The organism is Veillonella orientalis (assembly GCF_018406505.1).
GTDB lineage: Bacteria > Bacillota > Negativicutes > Veillonellales > Veillonellaceae > Veillonella > Veillonella nakazawae.
In genome coordinates this window covers 544638-566543 of record NZ_AP022322.1, presented here as the reverse complement: position 1 = coordinate 566543, position 21906 = coordinate 544638, and the positions used below count along the sequence as shown (strand labels likewise).

The window sequence follows — 21906 nt, the reverse complement described above, 5'->3', positions numbered from 1 at the left end:
TAATAAATAGGAATATCTTCTTTGTTATATATAACAAAAACGACGCCCCCATAGGAGCGTCGTTTTATATCACTAAGGATATTATTTTTTGTTTTTAGCAGCTTTCGCACGTGCGTTACGATCAAGGATTGTTTTACGCATACGAATACTTTCAGGTGTTACTTCAACAAGTTCGTCATCGTTGATCCACTCAAGAGCTTGTTCCAAGGAGAAGATACGAGGTGGAGTCAAGCGAACTGCTTCATCAGAGGAGCTAGAACGCATGTTAGTAACGTGTTTTTTCTTACATGGGTTAACATCCATATCAAGTTCACGAGTGTTTTCACCGATAACTTGGCCTGCGTACACGTCTTGGTTAGGACCAACGAACAATGTACCACGGTCTTGAACAGAGTTCAAACCATATGGAGTAGTTTCGCCATTTTCGAATGCTACCAAGGCACCGCGTGTACGGGAAGGAATTTCGCCTTTGTATGGTGCATAACCATGGAATACATGGTTCATGATACCATTACCTTTTGTAGCTGTTAAGAATTGTGCACGGAAACCGATCAAACCACGTGCAGGAATTACGAATTCCATGCGAAGGTAACCAGCTAACTCAACCATGTTAGTCAATTCAGCTTTACGTTGACCAAGATTTTCCATTACAGTACCCATGAATTCTTGAGGTACGTCGATAGTCAATGCTTCTAATGGTTCGCACAATTTGTCGTTAATAGTTTTGAAAATTACGCGAGGTTTACCTACTTGTAATTCATAGCCTTCACGACGCATAGTTTCGATCAATACAGCCAAATGCAATTCGCCACGGCCAGATACTTTGAAAGCATCTGCAGAATCAGTTTCTTCTACCTTCATAGAAACGTTAGTTTCTACTTCGCGGAACAAACGATCACGTAAGTGACGGGATGTAACGAATTCACCTTCGCGACCTGCGAATGGAGAGTTGTTTACAGAGAATACCATGGACAATGTTGGTTCGTCGATGGAGATGGATGGTAATGCTTCAGGATTTTCAGCATCTGCTACAGTTTCGCCGATATTGATATCGTCGATACCAGCGAACGCAATGATATCACCCATTTCAGCTTCGTCAGTTTCAACACGGTTCAAACCATTGTATGTATATACACGACCGATTTTCGCTTTACGAGTGCTTTCACCAGTCATGATAGCTACTTGTTGGTTAGGTTTCATTTTACCGCGAACGATACGGCCTACTGCGATTTTACCGATGAAGTTATCGTAATCAAGTGTAGTAACCATGAATTGAAGAGGACCTTCCAAATCACCTTGTGGTGCAGGAATTTCTTCGATCAATGTTTCAAACAATGGTTCCATATTTACAGCTTCGTCATCCCAGTTAGTTTTAGCCACACCAGCACGAGCAGATGCGTATACTACAGGGAAATCTAGTTGGTCATCATCAGCTTCAAGTTCCATGAACAATTCAAGAACTTCATCTTCAACCTCTTTAACGCGTTGGTCAGGACGGTCGATTTTGTTGATAACTACGATTGGTTTCAATTTTTGTTCTAAAGCTTTACGTAAAACGTATTTAGTTTGAGGCATTGGACCTTCATAAGCATCTACAAGAAGCAATACGCCGTCAACCATGTTAAGTACACGTTCTACTTCGCCGCCGAAGTCAGCATGGCCTGGAGTATCAACGATGTTGATTTTAATGCCATCATGCATAACAGCCGTGTTTTTAGACAAAATAGTAATACCGCGTTCACGTTCCAAGTCGTTGGAGTCCATTACGCGTTCTGCTACTTTTTCATTTTCACGGAACACATGGCTTTGTTTTAATAACGCGTCCACCAAAGTAGTTTTACCATGGTCAACGTGGGCGATAATCGCTACATTACGAAGATTTTCGCGAATCATAAGATCCTCCCTTTAATTCCTTTAGTATATTCTATATCACATAGCGCTTGTGAAAGTAGCTATGTAGGTATATTCCCAAAATTGGCAACACTTAATTATAACGTAGTCTATAGAAAAAAGTCAAAGAAATACAGGATTTCTAATCATGGTAATTTCTACATTTGATTATACTTTTGACTCATCTTAAGACTAAATTAGCTACATAAGCATATGGTATAAAAAAAGATTTCTTATGCTACCTTGCCTCAAATAAGATAAAAGGAACGTCACATAAGAAATCTTGTATTAATATTTAGTTTTTATCAATCTTCACCAATCATACGTACTTCTGGCTCCAGATGTACACCATGTTGATCATATACGCGTTTTTGTACTTCTTTAATAAGATCAAGTACATCTTTAGCTTTAGCATTACCAGTATTGATAACAAAGCCAGCATGCTTATGAGATACTTGTGCATCACCAACAGATAATCCTTTAAGACCTGTTTGTTCAATCAAAGTACCTGCAAAATACCCTGGTGGGCGCTTAAAGGTTGAACCCGCGCTAGCATACTCTAAAGGTTGTTTAGATTCGCGCTTTTCTGTGAGCTCATCCATGCGAGCCTTAATAGCATCCTTATCACCAGGTTGTAACGTCATAATAACCTCTCCAATAACCTCATGATTATCGTGGAATACGCTATGACGATATCCAAAATCTAAGTGAGATGCATCGTACTCCTTAATATTGCCCTCGAAGTCTACAGCTAGTACTGAAGTGACCACATGGCTCATTTCCCCGTCATAAGCACCTGCATTCATAAATACAGCACCACCAAGTGTACCTGGAATACCAATGGCAAATTCAAGGCCAGATAGTCCGTTTTCCCAAGCAAATTCAGAAGCATCTTTTAACATATAACCAGAACCAATGCATAATACATTATCATTGCAATCCATGATTTGTGTCATATGTCGAACCGATACGACAGCACCGCGAATACCACCATCTTTCACCAAAATATTGGAGCCGCAACCAATAATAGTTACAGGCACTTGTAATTCGTGAATCTTGCGTAGCGTAAAGCTCAACTCATCCATCGTCGTAGGTTCAATAAATAAATCAGCAGGACCACCAATTTTAAATGTCGTATGATGACAAAGCAGTTCCTGTTCTCGTACACGTGTACTAGGTAATTTCTCTAATAAGGCTTCTTTTAAGTCCTTAATGCTTTGGTTGTTGTTGTTCGCCATGATCTAACACTTTCATCCCCTCAGTGATTGGTTCGCTAATGATTTTATAAATATCATTAGAGATTTGGCTCCAACGCATTTGTGCTTGTAAATAAGCAGCCGCTGCAGCATTTTCTTGAATTTGAGGCATCAATTCCTCTTGTTTCTTTTGCAATTCATCAGCTTCTGGTGCACCAGACAACTTTGCGTATTCCCATTGCATTTGTTGTGCCATAAATGTGCGTACCAACGCCGCCGCTACTGCGTCAGCTTTCAAAGCTTCTTGAGCTGCCATTAATTCTTTGTACTCTTCGGATTCACGCATAGCGTGAGCTAAATCATGAGCTTTATCGTAGTTCATAATATCCTCCTCTAACAACACCTGTCAAAATACTACCTCTCATGTAGATTGGGTAGAATTTCTAATACATATTTATTGTATATATCTCAATAGTGAAAGTATATTTATTTAGGTTGAATCCAGTTGCCTTCGGCTTTAAGATCTGGATAATCAAGTTGGCGCATAGCTTCATAGGCAATAATGGCGACTGCGTTAGATAAGTTTAAAGAACGCGCCTCATCTACCATTGGTATGCGAATACATGTTTCTTCAACACCTTCTAATAAGCTTTCAGGCAAGCCTCTTGATTCAGGGCCAAATACGAGCATATCCCCGATTTCATACTTTACCTCGGAGTGGGTATGCTTTGCTTTTGTAGTAGCGTAGAAATATCTACGATTAGGATATTTCGCATACAACTCTTGAATATTTTCATGTACCTGTACATCTACCAAATGCCAATAATCGAGACCAGCTCGTTTCACGTGCTTATCGTCGATAGAAAAACCAAGTGGTTTGATAAGATGTAGGGTCATATGATTAGCTGCGCATAAACGCGCTATATTTCCTGTATTGCCAGGGATTTCTGGCTCATAAAGTACTATTTCCATTTTCGTTCCCCTATTCTTTATATCTATATTATTCTACAAAGGAACGCACAAAATGTCCACTTTTCCCGCCTTCTTTTTCTACGAGATATGTAGGTCCCATAATCATGCCTTTATCAATGGCCTTACACATATCGTATACGGTGAGCAATCCCACTTGTACAGCTGTAAGGGCTTCCATTTCAACGCCCGTTTTTCCCGTAGTCTTAACGATGGCACGTACCTTGACGGCCTTGTTATGATTTTCATCAGTGCAAGCAGGGCTTTCACCATCTACTAAAGAGCAGTGAACCTCAACCTTTGTGAGCGCTAATGGATGACAAAGAGGAATGAGATTGCTCGTTTGCTTAGCCCCCATAATAGCAGCTAGTTGTGCAACACTAAGGACATCGCCCTTTTTTATAGTACCTGCAGTAATGCGCTCATAAATTGCATCATTGATTGCTATGAATCCTTCTGCGATAGCTGTGCGAGATGTGACATCCTTATCGGATACATCCACCATCCAAGCATTACCATCTTGATCAAAATGTGTTAAATCCATACTATATCCTTACTAATTATGCATAAATTATCATCAATAGTTTTATTTTCATTAGTTATATTATACAATAGAATTAAGATTTATATGTATAAGGAAGGAAGTGTTCCTATGAAAACAAAACTAACTTATTTCGGTCATGCTTGCTTTATGCTAACACGCGGTGATGTGTCCATGATTTTCGACCCATTCTTAACAGGTAATACATGGGATACCGCTAAAAAAGAAGATATCAAATGCCAATATATCTTTGTTAGCCATGGTCATGACGACCATTACGGCGATACAGAATACATCGCCAAAGAAAATGATGCGCTCGTTATCTCTACTGCCGAGATAGCAGGTAAAGCAGCAGCTGCTGGTTGCCGTGCTCATGCTATGCATTTAGGCGGTAAATTTGACTTTGAATTCGGTTCTGTTCGCATAGTTCCAGCCTTCCACGGCGCAGGTATCCCTGGCGGTCATGCAGCAGGTTGTATCGTAGACTTCTACGGAGATATTGTATACTTCGCAGGTGATACAGCACTCTTTAGCGATATGAAGTTGTTGAATCGCTTTGGCGATATTGACTACGCTTTACTTCCTATCGGTGATAACTTCACGATGGGTGTTGAAGATGCAGCTCTTGCCGCTTCTTATGTAAAAGCGCGTATCTCCATTCCAATTCACTACAAAACATGGCCTGTTATCGACCGTGAACCAGGTGTATTTACAAGCTTAGTTGAAGGCAAATACAATCAAACAGCCCTCATTATCGATCCAGGTTCCTCGATCGAGCTCAATAACTAAAATAAAAAATAACACCTACGTAGAAATGACGCAATTCTAAGGAATTGCGTCATTTTTATATGCTTTTATAAACGCTCCTCTAGGTTAAACCAAAATATATCACTGCTCACCTTTATAAAGCAGCTTATACCTCTTGGTTAGCCATAGAAAAGCCACTACGACTAGACATACGTACAAATTCATCTATATCTTGTGTTTCATCTACACCTACATAACCTAGTTCACGAACCATGCCATACGGATTATGAAGAGATAGTTGAGGCTTTTCCCCTGTAAGAACCCATAAAACCTTATACCCTTTCGGAGCCTCTCGTAATCGTTCCTCGCCTTTGCCATCCGTGAAGTAAACCAATAAATCCACACGGTTTTGATTGGCTAAAGAAAATACTGGCGAGAAAGCTGTTGCACCGCGCACATCAAGGCGAGGCTTTACATCTTTTACTGATTCCATCGTATAAGTACGGCGCACCTCATTATCACATTCTACAACGGTAATGCGATGGTTATAGGCATGTACAATTTGCAGTACTTGTTCTAACGCGTTCGTAAACTCTGCATCGGTAATACTACCACTCATATCGAGAGCAACCCATACATTAGCTTTATGTTGACGCAAGGTACCAGACAACTCCAAGCGCTCAGGTTGACGACGATTGCGACGCATCGTCGTTTTCTTGTACCCACTTGCTACCTTGCCCATGAGCTTTTTAAGGTAGAAATACCACGGAAGAGCACGACGCGTCTTTTGGAAGGTATCGATGAGACTCTTCACATATCCTTCCATATCACCTTTTGAGGCTTCGTTGATATAGCGCTCCGTAATTTGGTCCATCGTATCCGTATCAATGGAATCAGATTCATCCCAAATATCATGGCTAGTTTGAGGATCAAACTCCATAGCTACAGCTGTATCAGAATTATCTACGGGTACAAAGAGTTCAGGCTTTTCCTTCATCGCCTTATCGATGGCCTTGGCGTAATACTCAATGGTACGGAATCGTTTGAGCATCAATCCAAAACGTTCATTTACATTGGCTACAGTAACCGCATCACGATCAACATGTTCTAAGTAGTCATTTACAACCATATCCATCGCCATATGTACAGCCGTTTTATTAAAGCTTTGACTCAATGTTTTTACGCGCATCAAATGTGCAGAAATAATATGTAGAATTTCACGCTTAATGCCATCTTTCATAACATCTGGTGGCTGGCGTAGTAAGATAAAAGGATTTACATATAATACATAGCCACCTTGTTTTAAGTTAATACCGAAGGCACTGGTCATATCAAAACGAATACGATGAGCCATTTGTAAATAGAAATAACCAAAGAATTGGTCTTCTTCAAGGAGTAAGCTATTTACATCATGTAAAATATTCCATAATCGTTGCTCAAAGGCAGGTGTCATAACGGCTTGTTGCATTATCGCAAAATCGGTGCCTTCAATTTGTATCTCATCTAAGGCGCGTCCTATGGTCCCTATATGACTGTCTGACATATTGTGATTCATCAAGTCCGCCGCTATGCGTTCTGGTTCCATGCTATGATGTTGTGCTTCATAACTATCTACATAGGCTTCGTAGGCAGCATAGATTTGTGTGTACAAGGCCTCTGCTTCACGATGAATACGTTCCCGTTTTGCATGCCAACGATCGAGAGCCTCAATGGCATCCGCATCATAAGAGCCAGTTTTTTCCCAACCATCAATATGCGTCAGTAAGTCAGACGCATCGCGAATATCATCTTTATCTAAATTTCGTTGCATCATTCCACCTCCTTTTTCGTTTAACATCAGATTTTATGTATATCATGTTTTATATATTGGTTATTGTATCCCCAATCATTCGCTAAATTTCTTTATCCATATAGACAGCTTCATTTAATTAACTATGGAGCAGAACTATTTTTGTGCTTCAAAGAAGGTATCGATGAACAAGTCATCTTCAATCGCATAGGCGTATACCCGTTCATAAGTGTTTCGTAAATCTTTCATAACTGCTACGCGTAGATCACCTGGATACAATGTAAGGAATTCAATGAAGTGATGAACTTCTTCGGCATTGCTATTGCGGTTTAAACGATGCAACATATTTTTAGCCGCTACGTATAAGCGTGTTGGACTTTCACTTTTAACCTGTTCAGCCATAGACATAATGGCTCCTGGCTTTTGAACCGCCGCCAATACATCATCAAAGGTAATAAGTGGTTCTTGGTCTGACTCAATAAAGTTTACAAACGCCTCGGCAATAAGTTTACCTACGTTACCGCAGATAACATTCATAAATACATCGCGACTATAGGCTGAATCTTCTTGGTTTTTATAAATCGTATACAGGCCAGATACGCGTTCAAAGGAGCGTGGTGTAGCATCAATATCATCTTCATGTCGTTGATTTAAATACTCTGGATAGGAAGAAATGAATTCGATAACTTTTTCCTCAATACCAGCACCTATCGCCCAGTCAATCCATTGCATATAATCGGCATTCATATAGAGCCATACGAAACGGTTTTGTTGTGCCGGGTCCATGTCGATAGTTTGGTAGTCAAAAGAATCCTCAGGGTTCATAGCGGCGATGATACGCACTTGATCACTTAAAGAGAAGCCATTGATTTCACGATTCAAGATAAGATTCATTAACTCCTGTTGCACGGCATGTTCAGCACGGTTAATTTCGTCGATAAATAGTAATACTTGACGACCTTTATCCACAGCTTGAGCCACATGTTCCAACGTATGATGTACAGCATACACTGTAGTCTTTACAGAATGTGTGTTACCACGACCATCTGTATGTGTTACAGATTCTACAGTTGGTAAACCACCAATTTCACCTTCTTTTAAAAGATTTCCATCAATGGTTACCAATTCCCAGTCATGCACAGTAGCTACGCGTACCGCAAGAGATGTTTTACCAATGCCCGTTTCACCAACGAGCAAAGGCACTTGATTAGCAGCAAGCACTAATTCTACACTTGCCATTGTATCTATAAAGTTCATTGTGTCTCCATTTCTAATACTTCAAATATTCACTGACTGCAATTTTCTTAACAGCCCTAGTTCCATAAGCGTCTATAAGTGACAATAAGTCGATATGCCATTTAGATTGGCGACCACCGATAGCTTGGTTGTTAATCAATTCACGAATATAGTCTTCATCAGCTGTATCACTAGAGATGGCGCTAATGATGATCGATTTAATTTCGTCCACAGTGACACCTAAATTATTTGGTATATACCCGAGTGTGGCAGCACTTACACCAAATAGGTGCAATGCCAAGTCCTTTGTAAGCTTTGTAATTTGCCGCATCGCTTGAGAATCTTGTTTAACTGCTGCTTCTAATACGGCTACGCTAGGCTCATCAATATAGCGCAAAGCCAAATAATTTTCTTTAACGGCTTGCAATTGTACGGCTTCACTAGGCTCCTTAATATATTGCAAAGCATCGTAGTTGGACTTTACAGCTTCTAACTGCAGTGCTTCAGATGGATTTGCAATATAGCGAATAGCCCACCCAGATTGATCGAGTGCACATTGAACAACTGCATCAGATGGGGTATCGATATATTCTAAAACAGCCCAATCTTTTTTCACCAAGGCCTGTAATAGTTCTTCTGTAGGATGTTCCACGAATTGTATGGCTCGTGGTGATTGTGAAAGCGCCGTTTCAATAACCTTTTCGGTAGGTTCTTTAATGTATTGCAACAACATGCCATTTTGAGCTACGCAGGTAAGTTGCATTGCTTCTGTAGGGTTTGGAATATTCCGAATTCCATGGGGGTTATTGGTCAGCGCCGTTATGTATTGTTCTTCTGTCATACTAACCTTCATTTCTATTTAAAAAGGCCATACGAATACGTATGGCCTATACTGAATTCTATTTTTATTGTATCACATTTTTTCGATATAATTATATCTCTTTCGTATACTTACTACACCGTCAATGCATCTAAATCAGAATTATTCCCAATTACTAATAATTTATCATCTTCACCGAGAATGGTAATTGGGTTTGGTGGAACTTCTAAATCTTCACCGCGTCTTATGCCTACTGCATTAAGATTATATTTCTCACGCAAATTAGAATCCTTTAAGTTAGACCCTACCAAGAATGTTGGCACCTTAATTTCTATGAGACTAATATTTTTAGATAGTTGTAAATAATCCATCACATGGTCTCTAGTTAAAAACTGTACAAGGCGTAATGCCATATCGTATTCAGGGTAAATCACTTGATCTACACCTATTTTATGAAGCATTTTGCCTTGTATATTATTTTCAGCCTTGGCCACAATTTTAGGTGCATTTAATTCTTTAAGAAGCATAGCTGTCATTAAATTAGCTTGAAGATTTCCACCTATAGCTACAATAACCATATCAAACTGGCTTAGGGCCAATTCTTTGATTGCCTCTTCATCGGTTGTATCTGCAACTATAGCATGTGTTATAAATGGCGAAATTTTCTGTACAACTTCTGGATCAATATCTACACCTAATACCTCATGATCCATGGAAGCTAACATCTTGGCAACAGTGCCACCAAATTGACCAAGACCTATTACTACTATCGTTTTATGTTTCATATATGCCCCCTTTTATATTCAATCTAATCTATTTTTATAACAATACACGCTCTTCTGCATAGCTAATTGGTTTAGTCGGTGCCGTTCTTAGCGCCCAAGTACCAATAACAGTCATAACCCCTACACGACCTGTAAACATGACAAGCATTAACACCCATTTACTACTTTCAGATAAATCAGGTGTAATACCCGTTGTAAGACCTACGGTCCCAAAGGCAGAAGTTACCTCAAAAAGCAGTCGAATAAAGTCATATGGCTCATCCCAAGCCAAATAACAAGTAGCAAGTAAAACAAGAAGGATAGATAAAAAGATTATCCCATTTGCCTTAAGTACAGTAACCAACGAAATACGACGTTCAAAAACCTCTGTATCAGGACGGTTATTAAATAATGTACGCGATGCTAGAAAAGCGACGGCAATAGTACTAATCTTAACACCGCCCCCTGTAGAGTTAGGACCTGCCCCAATAAACATAAAAATGATGGTAATAAACAGTGTAATTGGATGTAAATCATTATAATCTACAGTTGCAATCCCCGCTGTACGAGGTGTAATCGATTGAAACAGAGATGCCATGACCTTGTTCCATATAGGTAAAGGGCCAAACGTTTTTGGATTCGCCCACTCAACCCCCAAGAAAATAATAGTCCCTAAAAGAATGAGCGCCGTTGTACCAACTAACATTATTTTTGTATGTAGTTTTAAATCTACAAATCGTCGTAGCTTGCGATGCGACCAAATATCAAAAGTTGCAAGATAACCAAAACCACCTATTACAATAAGGGCCATTGTATTTATATTAAATAATACATCACCCACCATAGCATAAGGTAAATCATTATCAAAGAATATAAATCCTGCATTACAAAAGCTGGAAATAGATTGCATAATCCCCGTATATAAAGCAGCATCACCAATATAGGGATATAACTGAATGGTATAGATAATACCACCAATTATTTCGACACAAAAGGTATAAATGGTTAACTTCTTCGTAATATGTAAAAGCCCTTTCATACCATCTTGCCCTACATCCTCTGACAAAAGCACGCGATTTTTCAGACCTACCCGTCGCCCTAATACTAGAGCAATAATAGTGGTAAAGGAAACAATCCCTAAACCACCTAATTGGATAAGGATTACCATGACAATTTTGCCAAACAAGGACCAATGATGATAGGTATCTACTGTTGACAATCCTGTTACAGAAACACAAGATACTGCGGTAAAAGCTGCATCTACAAGCGTTGTACTATGGCCTTGAGCATGTGATATGGGCAACATGAGTAATATCGTCCCTATAGTCATGGTAGCAAAAAAGCTAAGGGCTAATAGGCGATAAGGATTTTGTTGCATATATTGCTGAACTTGATTTTTTGAAGTATTTTTCCACATAACTGTAGTCCTATCCTATTAGTTCCTGCACTGACTTTAACGTTGGTAGTGGACTGCGCCCGCCTATGCCTTGTGTATTTAAAGAAGCTACTGCAGATGCAAAAATAGCGGCCTTCTCTAAATCGGAATGCGCACAAGCTTTTAGCAACTCTACAGCATGTATAGATGCACGGTCATGCTTAGTCGTCGAAGTTGTGTCTTGCCCCTTCATATGACTAATTGTATGTACTAAATTAGCTAAAAAAGCCCCATGGAAGCTATCCCCAGCCCCCGTTGTATCTACTACGGTAGCTTGAGTAAATGGTTTACATCGATAAAATGTTCCATCAGGCCATACAAAATAACTGCCATTAGCACCATCTGTAACACCTGCAATACATGCACCTCGTTCATGAATGATACGACAAGCCTCTTCTAAATTAGTTGTACCCGTATATTTTTCAGCATAATCACGAGCTACGATAACGATATGACTGGCTTCTGTAATCGGTTTCATCTCTTCGTCGTAGCGCTGTGCCCCACCGTCAAGAGAAATAATTGTACCAACCTCTTTTGCAACGGCCATAGCAGAGCGCATGAGTTGGCGATGTCGACCATTGATATGCAGAATATAGGCAGATTCTATGAGCTGCTTATGGGTATCTAAAAATTCAGGCTCAGTTGCAGTAGACCGTTCAAAAAATACAGCACGTTCACCAGTACTCTGTTTTACGAGGATTGTTGCCACACCGCTCTTAGCACCGCGTTCAACTTGAATTGCCTCTGTATTAACATTATATTTTTCAAAGTCATCTAATATATGACGACCTACCATGTCCTCACCAATGCTATCAATCATAGCTGTACGGGCACCATATTTTCCTGCCACCGCTAGTGCTGTAGCCACTGGCCCACCACCATCTGTAGTAGACGATACGACTTGTTGTACCTCACGGCCTGTAGGATAATGATCGACGACGATAAATCGATCTAATGTACTGGCACCTATGCCAACAATATCTATATGTTTTTGAGGAAATGTACTCATACTAATCTCCTAACTCCGAAAACATAACTATTCATACAACAATATTACTTCTTATAGTTACAGAATACCTTTCACCTTATAAAAAGTAAACCCCAGACCATGGTCTGGGGCTACTTTGTACTACAAAGTGTACTGTATGTCACGTAATTTGTCTTATTTAGTATATGTTGTGTGTGAGAAAGGTTGTTAGATATAAGGTGTAATATAACAGGTTAAGACATCATACGTTCCATCATATATTCAATTTCATCAGCACTCAAATTGTACATAGCCTGTACCATTCGCTCTGCTGACTCACCAGATGCACCACTTTTGGCAATTTCTGCTTTTGCCTTAGCTATAAGGGCTTCCTTGCGTTGTGCTTCGGAATCTTCATCTGTTGGTACGGAAATATTAGCTTTACCTTGACCAATACCACGTACCTCTTGGTTAGGATTATCTTTAGACGTTGTTTTCGTATCTTGGGCGGCCACCGCTTCCATAGCGAAGGAGTTTTTACCAGTCATGATATACTCCACAGCCTCCAAAGTACTTTGTGTAAGATTTACAGTCCAGAATTCACCAGCTGCAGTCAATTTATAAAGCAATCCATTGTAAGCTACAAGACCACGTTCTTCCCATAATTTATAGAGCCAGTTTAATTCTTCTAGTCTTGGATCTAGTGTTACTAAACTCATAATATTGAGGAACCCTTGTTCAAGTTGGCTTACCACTTGATTTACGACGGGTTGTAACTCACTTTGTTTCATAAGAGCCATAAATGGTTTTTCACCGCGACTAACCATATCTTCGTATGGCTTTAATGCACGATGTAACATCATGCCGTACCCATCGACATTACCACCGGCACCGCTACCAAATGGGAACATAGGCACGCCCGCTTTAGCCAAGATATTATACAAGCTACGTTCACGATTATTAGCGCTCCAGTGAGCTGCGCTTAATCGGCGATAGGAACGCTCATCAAGGTACTTACGACCGAATTTGAACATATCTCCTTGCATTGCTGTTGTCGCAGCAGCTGGCACCTTACCTTTTGCAATATCTTTATTAAGATCACTGCCATCAAATACGTTCAATTGATATAGGTCAGCACCATCTACGCCAGAGCTTACTAAATCAGCTAAATCTTGTTCCCAAACCTCCATAGTTTGACCAGGCAAACCATAGATTAAGTCGATAACAACAGAACATTGACCATAGGCTTTTAACGCAGCCAACCGTTCTAATACGGTTTCTTTCGTATCTAGTCGGCCTACCATTTGACGAACTTCTGTGTTAAAAGATTGTACACCAATAGACATGCGGTTTATGCCGTTTGCCATCCAAACATCGAGATTTTCAGGAATCAAATCGTGAATACGGCCTTCTAAGGTAAGCTCGTAATCGTTAGCTAGTGGCAAATACTCTTTAATTGCTTTCAACAATCGTTCAGAGTTTGATGGAGATAGCGATGTTGGTGTACCACCGCCGATAAATACGGCGTGGATTAATCCATCTTTTAATCTTGGACGCTCACTAGCTAGTTTTAACTCGCTAACAAGACCATCAATATATTGGTCCTCTACACTTTGACTCGTACCGTTTTGGAAGAAGCCACAATATGTGCATTTTGTCTTACAAAATGGAATGTGAATATAGGCGCATTGCATTTCACCCTTTTTAGGTGTGCCATTCATTAAGGTATCCCAAACGGCTTGTGTTTCCTTTGGAGAAACTAAGGTACCATTTAGCCCTGCATGAACAACCCGTTTATGAGGGAATGCACCACTCATCGGATTATCGCATTCTAAACCTAATTGTAGATTGCGTTGTTTCTCCGGAATGGATTCAAAGAAACTTGCTAAACTCATACTCCAATCCCCTTTCAGTTTAGGCTTGCAACTTTGCAAGTACAGATTTAGTGAATTCTTTTGCATTGGCAAAGTCTTGTTCATCTGGATGTGTTTCAGCTGCTTTATGTAACGCATCCCGTTCAGGACTTTGACCATGTGCAGATCCAGGTGGGAACATTTTATACATCATTTCGATTACTTTAGGGTCGATTTTGCCTTGGCATACAAAACCATCTACAAGGGACTCTTTATTATGTAGTAATTCAGATGCTTTGTCTATACTTTCACGAGCATGATCAGAATCTGCATACATACCTAATGTGGCAAAGAATACGATGTTAGGATTTGTTAAGGTTTCAATCAACTTAGCTGCTTCTTTATTCGCTGTACCACGGTCTACCCAGAAACCTACGAATACTGTGTCATAATCAACTAAATTCTCAGGCGCTTCTTTTACAGGAACGCAAGGTGTACCTTCAGGCATTACAGAAGCAATTGCTTCCGCTACGCTTTTTGTATTTCCCGTGAGGGAAGAATATAAAATAATGGATTTCATAATTAGCTCCTTTAATTCTTGGATGAGTATATTACTAAAATAGATCTATTACATAGATACATTTATTCTTCCTCATCATCAGAGGATTCGTGACCTCTAAACTCAACTGGTACTTTGACATCGATATCTTCGCCTGTTGGATTTCGATATGGTGTTGCGGCCACTACGGCAGACATTGCCGCATCATTGAATATTTCATTTGTAGAAGATACGATACTTTGTCCAATAAGACTACCATTTGTATCAAGTGTTACTTGTACAGTCACATCGCCTTGTAATTTTCTTTTTAAAGCCATGGAAGGCATTTGTGCATTGTCTTGCACTCTTGCACGGAACCCTTCCGCATCAAATGCAGCTTTCACTGTACCATGGTTGTTACCATTGCCGTTTCCATTGCCATTGCCATTACCTTGACCTTGACCATCCCCATCACCAGGGCCAACACCTGTGCCGTTACCACCACCGGAACCACCACCAGTTCCAGAACCGTCCCCCCCTGCGGAATTATCCCCAGAGGTATTACCTTTATGTTCGCCGCCTTTCGGAGCTACATCTACTGCATCAGGAATATCTGTTGCTGAAGATGGATCAATATTTGCTACAACAGCCTTTGTTCTTGCCGCCACTTCATCAGCCGATAGTGGTTTAGGGAATAGGTCTGACCTATTACCGCCACCACCGCCGGCATGACCACTACCGCCATCATCGAGTACACTTTGTGTAAGATCCACTTCATAGGTGTCCATATCTTGAATAGCTGGAACGACCACAAAAAAGATGACCGCAATAAAGAGAGCAATGAGATGAACTACGGCGGATATAATGGCTGCTTTTTTCCATGATATGCCTAGTCCCATAATTATCCTTTCTGTTCAGCTGCAATAGCCAAGCGTTTAACGCCAGATTGTTTTAACATATCCATAATCGCTACTACTTGACCATGGGCAGCCCGTTTATCGGCTTGCAAGATAACACTGGCATTCGGATTTTCTTGAATACGTTGTTTAACCATTGCCTCAGCATCATCAATGCTCATAGGATTGTTATCAATCGTAATATGACCTTCTGCATCTAATGTGAGTACTACAGGCAATTGAGCTGGTGACGAAGCACTAGTCGCCTGTGGTAATTGTACAGACAAGGCTTTTTGAGCCACTGTTTGTAAGCTGTTCATCATGAAGAATACCAACAAGAAGAAGATGATATCAATCATTGGAATAATCATGAATTCCGGCTTACTTTTCATACGAAAGCTTTGTAAATTCATAATTATTTCCACCCTTCTCGTTTAGCAGTCACAAGGCTTACACACATATTTTCAATTTGGTTAATAATAGAATCTAAACGATGACTAAAGATTGTATACACAATAAATGCCATGATAGCTACGCACAAACCAGATGCTGTGGCGATGAGGGCTTCACCGACACCACCAGTAATGGCAGATGCACCAGCACCAGAGTCGAGGATGCTGAAAGAACCAATCATACCTGTTACTGTACCTAATAGGCCCAATAATGGAGAGATTGTAACGGTAGCACTGAGATAGTCCATATATTTACGGAAGCCTACTGCGTCTACGCCCATTTGGTCAGCAAAGGCTGTTTTCATAGCTTCCTCGCTAGAAGCATTATGTAAACCTGCTTCTGCAATACGGCTCGCAATAGATGGGTTTTCTTTGATTACTTTATCAATTTCTGCCCAATTTTGTAATTTTGCTAGTTCATTGACTGCATGGGTAACAACGAAAGTTTTACTGGCATATTTGCGATAGTAGAAAGCTCGTTCTGTAGCGATAGCGATAACCATGAAAGACAAGAGTAATAATGGATACATTACATACCCGCCGCTATGAAACAAGTGAATGACATAATTTAAGTTTTCCATATTAGTAACCTTTCTGCCTGTTTACAGACTGAACATTAGAACCTGTAGGTGCCTTGAATTCTTGTATAATCGCCTAACTTAAAGCTTTCACTACCATATAAAGTATCTCGTTTATTAGTGCCCTTCGCATCGAATGTGTAGAATGCCTCAAGGAGTAAATCCTTGCGAGGTACATAGCCAGCACCAAATGTAAAGCTGCGTATACCGTCGAGATAACGATCCGGTACTGCGCCAGTACCATTGCCACCGAAGAAGGAGCCATGTTCAAAGTGTTTGTAATCGATGAACGCATTCCAAGATTTTGGAATATCTAGGTCGGCACGTCCAATATCTAGACGAGCCATCCAGAAGTGTGGTGTACCACCCATTTGATGACCTTTAAGAGCAAAGTCTGCTGTGCCACGTTCGTGTTGGTATACAGTGTTACCATTTAAATAACGACCCAAGTTGGAGCGGTTTTGGCCGTAATCAACGGTAACAGATGCATTGGAACCTAATTGATATTTAGCGCCAATACCAAATACATGGGCTACATTGGAGAAGCTATGTTCGTCATTACCGTTGCCATTTGCATTTAGGTATGTATGAGTTTTACCACCAAAGGAGCGTAAATACCATGCTTGTAAACCAAGACGAGAGCCTATTTGTTTCTTGTATTGAACAAAGGCGGCTTTATCGATAGCTGGTACAGTATCTTTTTCAAGAACTACACCTTCTGTTTGAATCAAGTTACCAATGATCTTACCAATCGCTTCACGTGGTAATTTGTTTTCAGACTCTGCATCATGTACAACTTTTTCAAGATTATACATATAATTGAACAATGCATTTGGCATGCCCCAACCATAGTAAGAACTACCTTCACCCCAGTCATTAGAGGCCATTGTAAAGTTCTTTTTATAAATTGCATCTTTAGCATCATAATCACTAAATACATAGTTACCACTATCGTATTTATACGTTTTAGCACCTAAATAACCAGTGAACTCATAATCACTAGATGGTTGTCCATAGTAATCATAGGATTGTTTGTAAGTACCATCTGGCTGTTTAACCCAAACCACATCAAGCTCACTATTGTTATAGTTGCTCCAGTTATCTGTAGCATTATATTTAGCAATTTCTTCTACGGATTGATTGATTTCGTCACCATGTTTTTCAACATAGGCTTTAGGGTTTACTAAAGCATCTTTATTATCAGTAGATATGATAAGACCTTTAGCCTTTTCTTTTAAGTATTCAGGGTATAAAGAAGAGTTCACATTATACATAATGTCCCCGGTCTTATAGAGTTTTTCCCCTGTATTCTTATTAGTGATTTCATACATTGCATAACCACCAGATGGAATATCGAGGGAGAATTTCTTCTCAGCCATATCTGTAGGGTATGCCTTTGTAAGAATATCTTGTAATCGACTCATCACTTGAGCTTGTTTTTGTTGTGTTTCCGCAAGCTTAGCATTTGCCTTTTCAATCTCTTGATCGCGATTTGGATTACTCCAGCTTAAATCCAGTGTTTCTTTATAAGCTTCATATTCAGCTTGCAAGTCTTTCAGTTGTTGATAGAAGTAGATGCTATCTGTCTTACCTTTGTAAGTAGAATCATAAATACCATTAGGGCTATCTGGTGCAGCCGTATCTTCACTAGATTTTTTCTCACCATCAGAACCGGTTTTAGTAGCACTTTCAATATCGTATGGGAATTCATCGCGATTAATACCGATTAACTCAGCCGCTGTTGGCGGTCTGTAGATAACTTCATGTACTGCGTGAGTATAGGCAGAATCAGTGATACCTGTACTATGTTTGAAAGTACCAACACCGATACGAACCTGAGAGTCATGACCATTCCAAACGGCACGAACACCGTCATAAGATTGACCGAACCAATAGCCACTCGCACCCATAGGCTCTGTTAAGCGGCCCACAGATACGTCCCATTTTTTAACGCGTCTCGTGAGATCCACTGTATCGAGTCGTTGATGGTTAAAGCCTTTAGAATCAGATTGAGTCCAGCTTGTATCTACACCACTCATGCCAGTCGCACTGCCGATAACTTTGAGGTTTGTAAACTCATTAAGACGTGCATCGAAGCCAAGGCGTAAGCGTTGTTCAAAGCTATGACGATTAGCATCGTACATATTCGCTTTCGCAGAACCAATAGCGGAGTTAGCTCTAAATGGAGATTGAGGTCTGTTAGAACCATCATGTGCCATCCAACGCGCTCTGTAGTCGCCAACTAATGTAACACCACGTTCTTTTGTGGTATCAAAATCAGAACGAATAAAGTCAGTTAAACGAACTACATCTGCTACATTTTGTACACCAGATTCAGCATTTACTACTTCGCCATTAGCGCCATTAGGTGTATTGGCCCCTACTGCATTAACAGTTTTGCCATCCTTGGATTTGCCGATTGCTGTAGTTTTGCTGCTGTCTCCACCACCAAATTTAAGGTTAACGCCCACACGGTATACCCGTTCTTGTGTAGCACGGTCATCATCGCGATGGTTAAAGATATTGTTGATACCAAAGTACATCATGGCATTTTTATTGAATCGTTTTTGAACCATTACGTTCCAAATGCCAAATGTTTTCTTTTCATAGGTTTGCTTATTATAAACGCCTGCATCACCGGATAAGATATCTGGCCAGTAGTTACCGCCATTGTTAAGGGTATTACTATCAAGCATGTTGATATAATAATCACCCCAAATGGATCCATTCCAACCGGATTTAGGATTGTCATAAGTAATACCGATGTCAACTTTGTGCATTGGTTTATCAAGCAATTGACGAGGCATACTTGGATCGCTCTTGTTGATGGCATGCAAGTATGTATAACCTAACTTACCAGACCAATATTTGCCGAATTTTTGTTGTACTTCCGCTTGAACACCTGTGATTTCTGCTTTACCAATATTTTTAAAGCTGTAAATCATATCTGGGGCCCGTTGGTACTTCGCATCGCCTTTGAGGTATGGTGCAAAGTCCATGAAGTCCCCTGTGAAGTATACAGACATATAGTTCTTGATGCGGTTGTGGAATACGCCTACGCGCGCATAAGTATTTTTATTTTCACCTTCCAAGCTCATATCAAAGTTGACAGATTTTTCAGGTTTCAAATTAGGATTACCAGCCCAGTACCAACCGAGTTTCGCTACACCAATCCCTACAGGGTTAGAAGCGTACATTTCCCAGTTATACCACAATTCACCCATACCAGGCTCTGTATAACCAGTACCTACATTGGCTTTAAATCTACGGTGTGTATTACCATTTACGTTATAGGTCATACCTAAGGAAGCAGATAAGTTAGAACCAAACAAGCTACTATTATCAAAGCGAAGAATCGGAGATAATGTTAAGTTTTTATTTACTTGCCAAGTATCAGAAATATAAGCGTTTAACTTGCGGATTGAACCGCTACCAGTAGTCAATCGTTGGTCTCGATTACGGTACTCTTCTAAGAAAGCTTTACCATTTAACTTAGGCGCTTTTTTACGCATTTCTGGATCGTTAGACTCGCCATATTTAAAGTAATCACCTACGATGTTGGCACGTGTAGCAGATAATACAGGATTTTCTGCTTTTAAACGATCTTCTAAAGCTTTATAACGAGCTTTAAACTCATCCGTTACAGGTTGATTGTTAGGGGATGTACTAGACCAATCACTTAATCGGCTTTCAGATAAACCATAATTTATATAGTCATCGTATGTAATGCCTGGTTTTTGAGCATCTGTTTCGGCGCCATAGTATTCATAATCCATATCCCATTGTGGCATACCGCCACCGGAATTGATGAACTTGTAGTCGTGGATGTGAGAATATACCTTAATACTGTTATCGCCTTTACGTCTTACAAGACGGTCTAGTTTATCTACAAGCAAGCTCTTATCATAGTCCCATGGATCGATGTACATAGTGCTTGTATTAGGAGAGCTCTTTAAACGGCTACCAGAACCTTCTTCGCGAGCATAGCTCACGCCGTAACTAAGCAGATGATTTTTATTGAGCTGTGTATTCGCATTAGCTCGAATGTCTAATTGACGGTGATCGATATTATCGATATAGCGCAACTCATTGGAGCCTTCATAAGCAGAACGACCAGTATAACTAATGAGGGCTACGTCATTTTCTTTGATGCGGGAGTAGTTAGTTTCAACAGTCCAGTCACTTTTACCAGCTCGAGAGGACCATTGCAAGTTTGCCGTATTACGATCTGCAGTACGTTTAAAGTGTTGTTGAGGCTCTAAGTCGGAGTCGGAATGCTTAACATCGCGTACAAGATCTTCTGTATACCGGTTGAGACGCATTTCAAATTTATTCTTATCATTAGCTTCATAAGTTGCTACAAGACCAATATCGGCCGCATCACCATAGTAACGAAGTACATTGGGTTTAAAGTTATGCTTAGCATAATCAAAAGCCATACCGGAGTCACGACGTTTAACGGATGCTAAAACAGGCATAAGATCACGTTTACTACCAGATAAACCGACCTTTAATTTCCCCATTTGACCAGAGTCGGCACGAATGAAAAAGTTTTGATATGGGAACGCATCGCCATCGCTCTTACGACGCATACCTTCTGCATTCAATTGTAAGGTTGGTTTCTTTTGTGCCTTTTTGGTGATGATATTAACGACACCACCTATAGCATCAGAGCCATATTTAGCACTGGCAGCACCTTGGATAACTTCTATACGTTCAACGTTTTCTGTACCTAGCCGTTGGACTTCGTCTGCTGCACCAGAGTACTTATCAAAATCGCCGAGTACGGGTTGACCATCTACAAGGATTAGTGTGTGACGCGCTTCGGCACCGCGGATGGATACACCAACACGGCCCATAGCATCAACGGTTCTAGATACACCTGTTTGAGTAAATATAATATCTTCGACGGACTTCGCCTGTTTCTTTTCAATCTCTTTCTTGGTAATGATTTGCACTTGCTGTGAGTTCAATTTTGCTTCTTCTTCAGCCCATGTTCCTTTAACATGAACTACATCTGTCGTGACAGTCGCATTCCCCGCCCACACTACAAGCGGTGCACTAAGCCATAAGGCAACTGCACTTGATAGAATAATGCTACGTTTTGCATGTCCCCACCGGTTCATTGTGCCCTCCTCAATTTCTAACTAACCATATGTTTTGTATCTCATACACAAAATAAAAAAGATACACTCTACCAACATATAATGACATTGAATATCATTTACATTTTAA

At 40.2% G+C, this 21906-nt stretch carries 18 protein-coding genes; 1 reads left to right on the top strand and 17 read right to left on the bottom strand.

The features are described 5' to 3' along the window. Positions 1–81: 81 nt before the first annotated feature. The 5 genes from typA to moaC all read right to left on the bottom strand — a co-directional run bounded on the left by typA (position 82) and on the right by moaC (position 4599). The gene (gene typA / locus VEIS1202513_RS02490; protein ID WP_005385769.1) at positions 82–1893 is read right to left on the bottom strand and encodes a translational GTPase TypA; all 1812 of its coding nucleotides are present in this window, start codon (positions 1891–1893) and stop codon (positions 82–84) included. A gap of 302 nt (positions 1894–2195) precedes the next feature. Beyond that, complete coding sequence (gene murB, locus VEIS1202513_RS02485; RefSeq protein ID WP_129823225.1) at positions 2196–3128, bottom strand: UDP-N-acetylmuramate dehydrogenase; 933 nt, start codon at positions 3126–3128, stop codon at positions 2196–2198. Next, positions 3100–3468: a YlbF/YmcA family competence regulator gene (locus tag VEIS1202513_RS02480; RefSeq protein WP_060924059.1), complete on the bottom strand. Its 369-nt coding sequence runs from the start codon at positions 3466–3468 to the stop codon at positions 3100–3102. Before VEIS1202513_RS02480 ends, murB begins: the two co-directional genes overlap by 29 nt. Before the next feature lie 104 nt (positions 3469–3572). After that, entirely contained in the window at positions 3573–4058 is a 486-nt protein-coding gene (trmL, locus tag VEIS1202513_RS02475; RefSeq protein ID WP_129823226.1) for a tRNA (uridine(34)/cytosine(34)/5-carboxymethylaminomethyluridine(34)-2'-O)-methyltransferase TrmL, read from the bottom strand. 28 nt (positions 4059–4086) lie between these two features. Next, entirely contained in the window at positions 4087–4599 is a 513-nt protein-coding gene (gene moaC, locus VEIS1202513_RS02470; protein WP_213467752.1) for a cyclic pyranopterin monophosphate synthase MoaC, read from the bottom strand. Between the two features lie 108 nt (positions 4600–4707). Between moaC and VEIS1202513_RS02465 the strand changes: the two genes are divergently transcribed. Next, positions 4708–5385 (top strand): metal-dependent hydrolase, encoded by a 678-nt coding sequence (locus VEIS1202513_RS02465; RefSeq protein ID WP_213467751.1) that lies wholly within the window; start codon positions 4708–4710, stop codon positions 5383–5385. Between the two features lie 124 nt (positions 5386–5509). Here VEIS1202513_RS02465 and VEIS1202513_RS02460 read toward each other — a convergent pair whose 3' ends face one another. From VEIS1202513_RS02460 to VEIS1202513_RS02405, 12 genes are all read right to left on the bottom strand, one after another. After that, a complete protein-coding gene (locus VEIS1202513_RS02460; RefSeq protein WP_213467972.1) occupies positions 5510–7153 on the bottom strand; it encodes a vWA domain-containing protein in 1644 nt (547 codons plus the stop codon). Positions 7154–7288: 135 nt separating this feature from the next. After that, positions 7289–8389: an AAA family ATPase gene (locus VEIS1202513_RS02455; RefSeq protein ID WP_213467750.1), complete on the bottom strand. Its 1101-nt coding sequence runs from the start codon at positions 8387–8389 to the stop codon at positions 7289–7291. A gap of 13 nt (positions 8390–8402) precedes the next feature. Beyond that, positions 8403–9209, bottom strand: a complete 807-nt coding sequence (locus tag VEIS1202513_RS02450) for a hypothetical protein (RefSeq protein WP_213467749.1) — start codon at positions 9207–9209, stop codon at positions 8403–8405. 113 nt (positions 9210–9322) lie between these two features. Further along, complete coding sequence (locus VEIS1202513_RS02445; protein WP_213467748.1) at positions 9323–9973, bottom strand: potassium channel family protein; 651 nt, start codon at positions 9971–9973, stop codon at positions 9323–9325. Between the two features lie 34 nt (positions 9974–10007). After that, complete coding sequence (locus tag VEIS1202513_RS02440; protein ID WP_213467747.1) at positions 10008–11369, bottom strand: TrkH family potassium uptake protein; 1362 nt, start codon at positions 11367–11369, stop codon at positions 10008–10010. Between the two features lie 10 nt (positions 11370–11379). After that, a complete protein-coding gene (locus VEIS1202513_RS02435; RefSeq protein WP_213467746.1) occupies positions 11380–12396 on the bottom strand; it encodes a carbohydrate kinase family protein in 1017 nt (338 codons plus the stop codon). A 212-nt stretch (positions 12397–12608) separates the two neighbouring features. Next, on the bottom strand, positions 12609–14249 hold the full coding sequence (hutW, locus tag VEIS1202513_RS02430; RefSeq protein WP_213467745.1) for a heme anaerobic degradation radical SAM methyltransferase ChuW/HutW: 1641 nt from the start codon (positions 14247–14249) through the stop codon (positions 12609–12611). Positions 14250–14268: 19 nt separating this feature from the next. Then, positions 14269–14787 carry a flavodoxin family protein gene (locus VEIS1202513_RS02425; protein WP_213467744.1) on the bottom strand — a complete coding sequence of 173 codons (519 nt, stop codon included), beginning with the start codon at positions 14785–14787 and terminating at the stop codon, positions 14269–14271. A 62-nt stretch (positions 14788–14849) separates the two neighbouring features. After that, positions 14850–15644, bottom strand: coding sequence for an energy transducer TonB family protein (locus VEIS1202513_RS02420; protein WP_213467743.1), 795 nt, complete (start codon positions 15642–15644; stop codon positions 14850–14852). Positions 15645–15646: 2 nt separating this feature from the next. Then, entirely contained in the window at positions 15647–16054 is a 408-nt protein-coding gene (locus VEIS1202513_RS02415; RefSeq protein WP_213467742.1) for an ExbD/TolR family protein, read from the bottom strand. Between the two features lie 2 nt (positions 16055–16056). Then, the gene (locus VEIS1202513_RS02410; protein WP_213467741.1) at positions 16057–16674 is read right to left on the bottom strand and encodes a MotA/TolQ/ExbB proton channel family protein; all 618 of its coding nucleotides are present in this window, start codon (positions 16672–16674) and stop codon (positions 16057–16059) included. 35 nt (positions 16675–16709) lie between these two features. Then, positions 16710–21797: a TonB-dependent receptor domain-containing protein gene (locus VEIS1202513_RS02405; protein ID WP_213467740.1), complete on the bottom strand. Its 5088-nt coding sequence runs from the start codon at positions 21795–21797 to the stop codon at positions 16710–16712. Between the last annotated feature and the right edge of the window lie 109 nt (positions 21798–21906).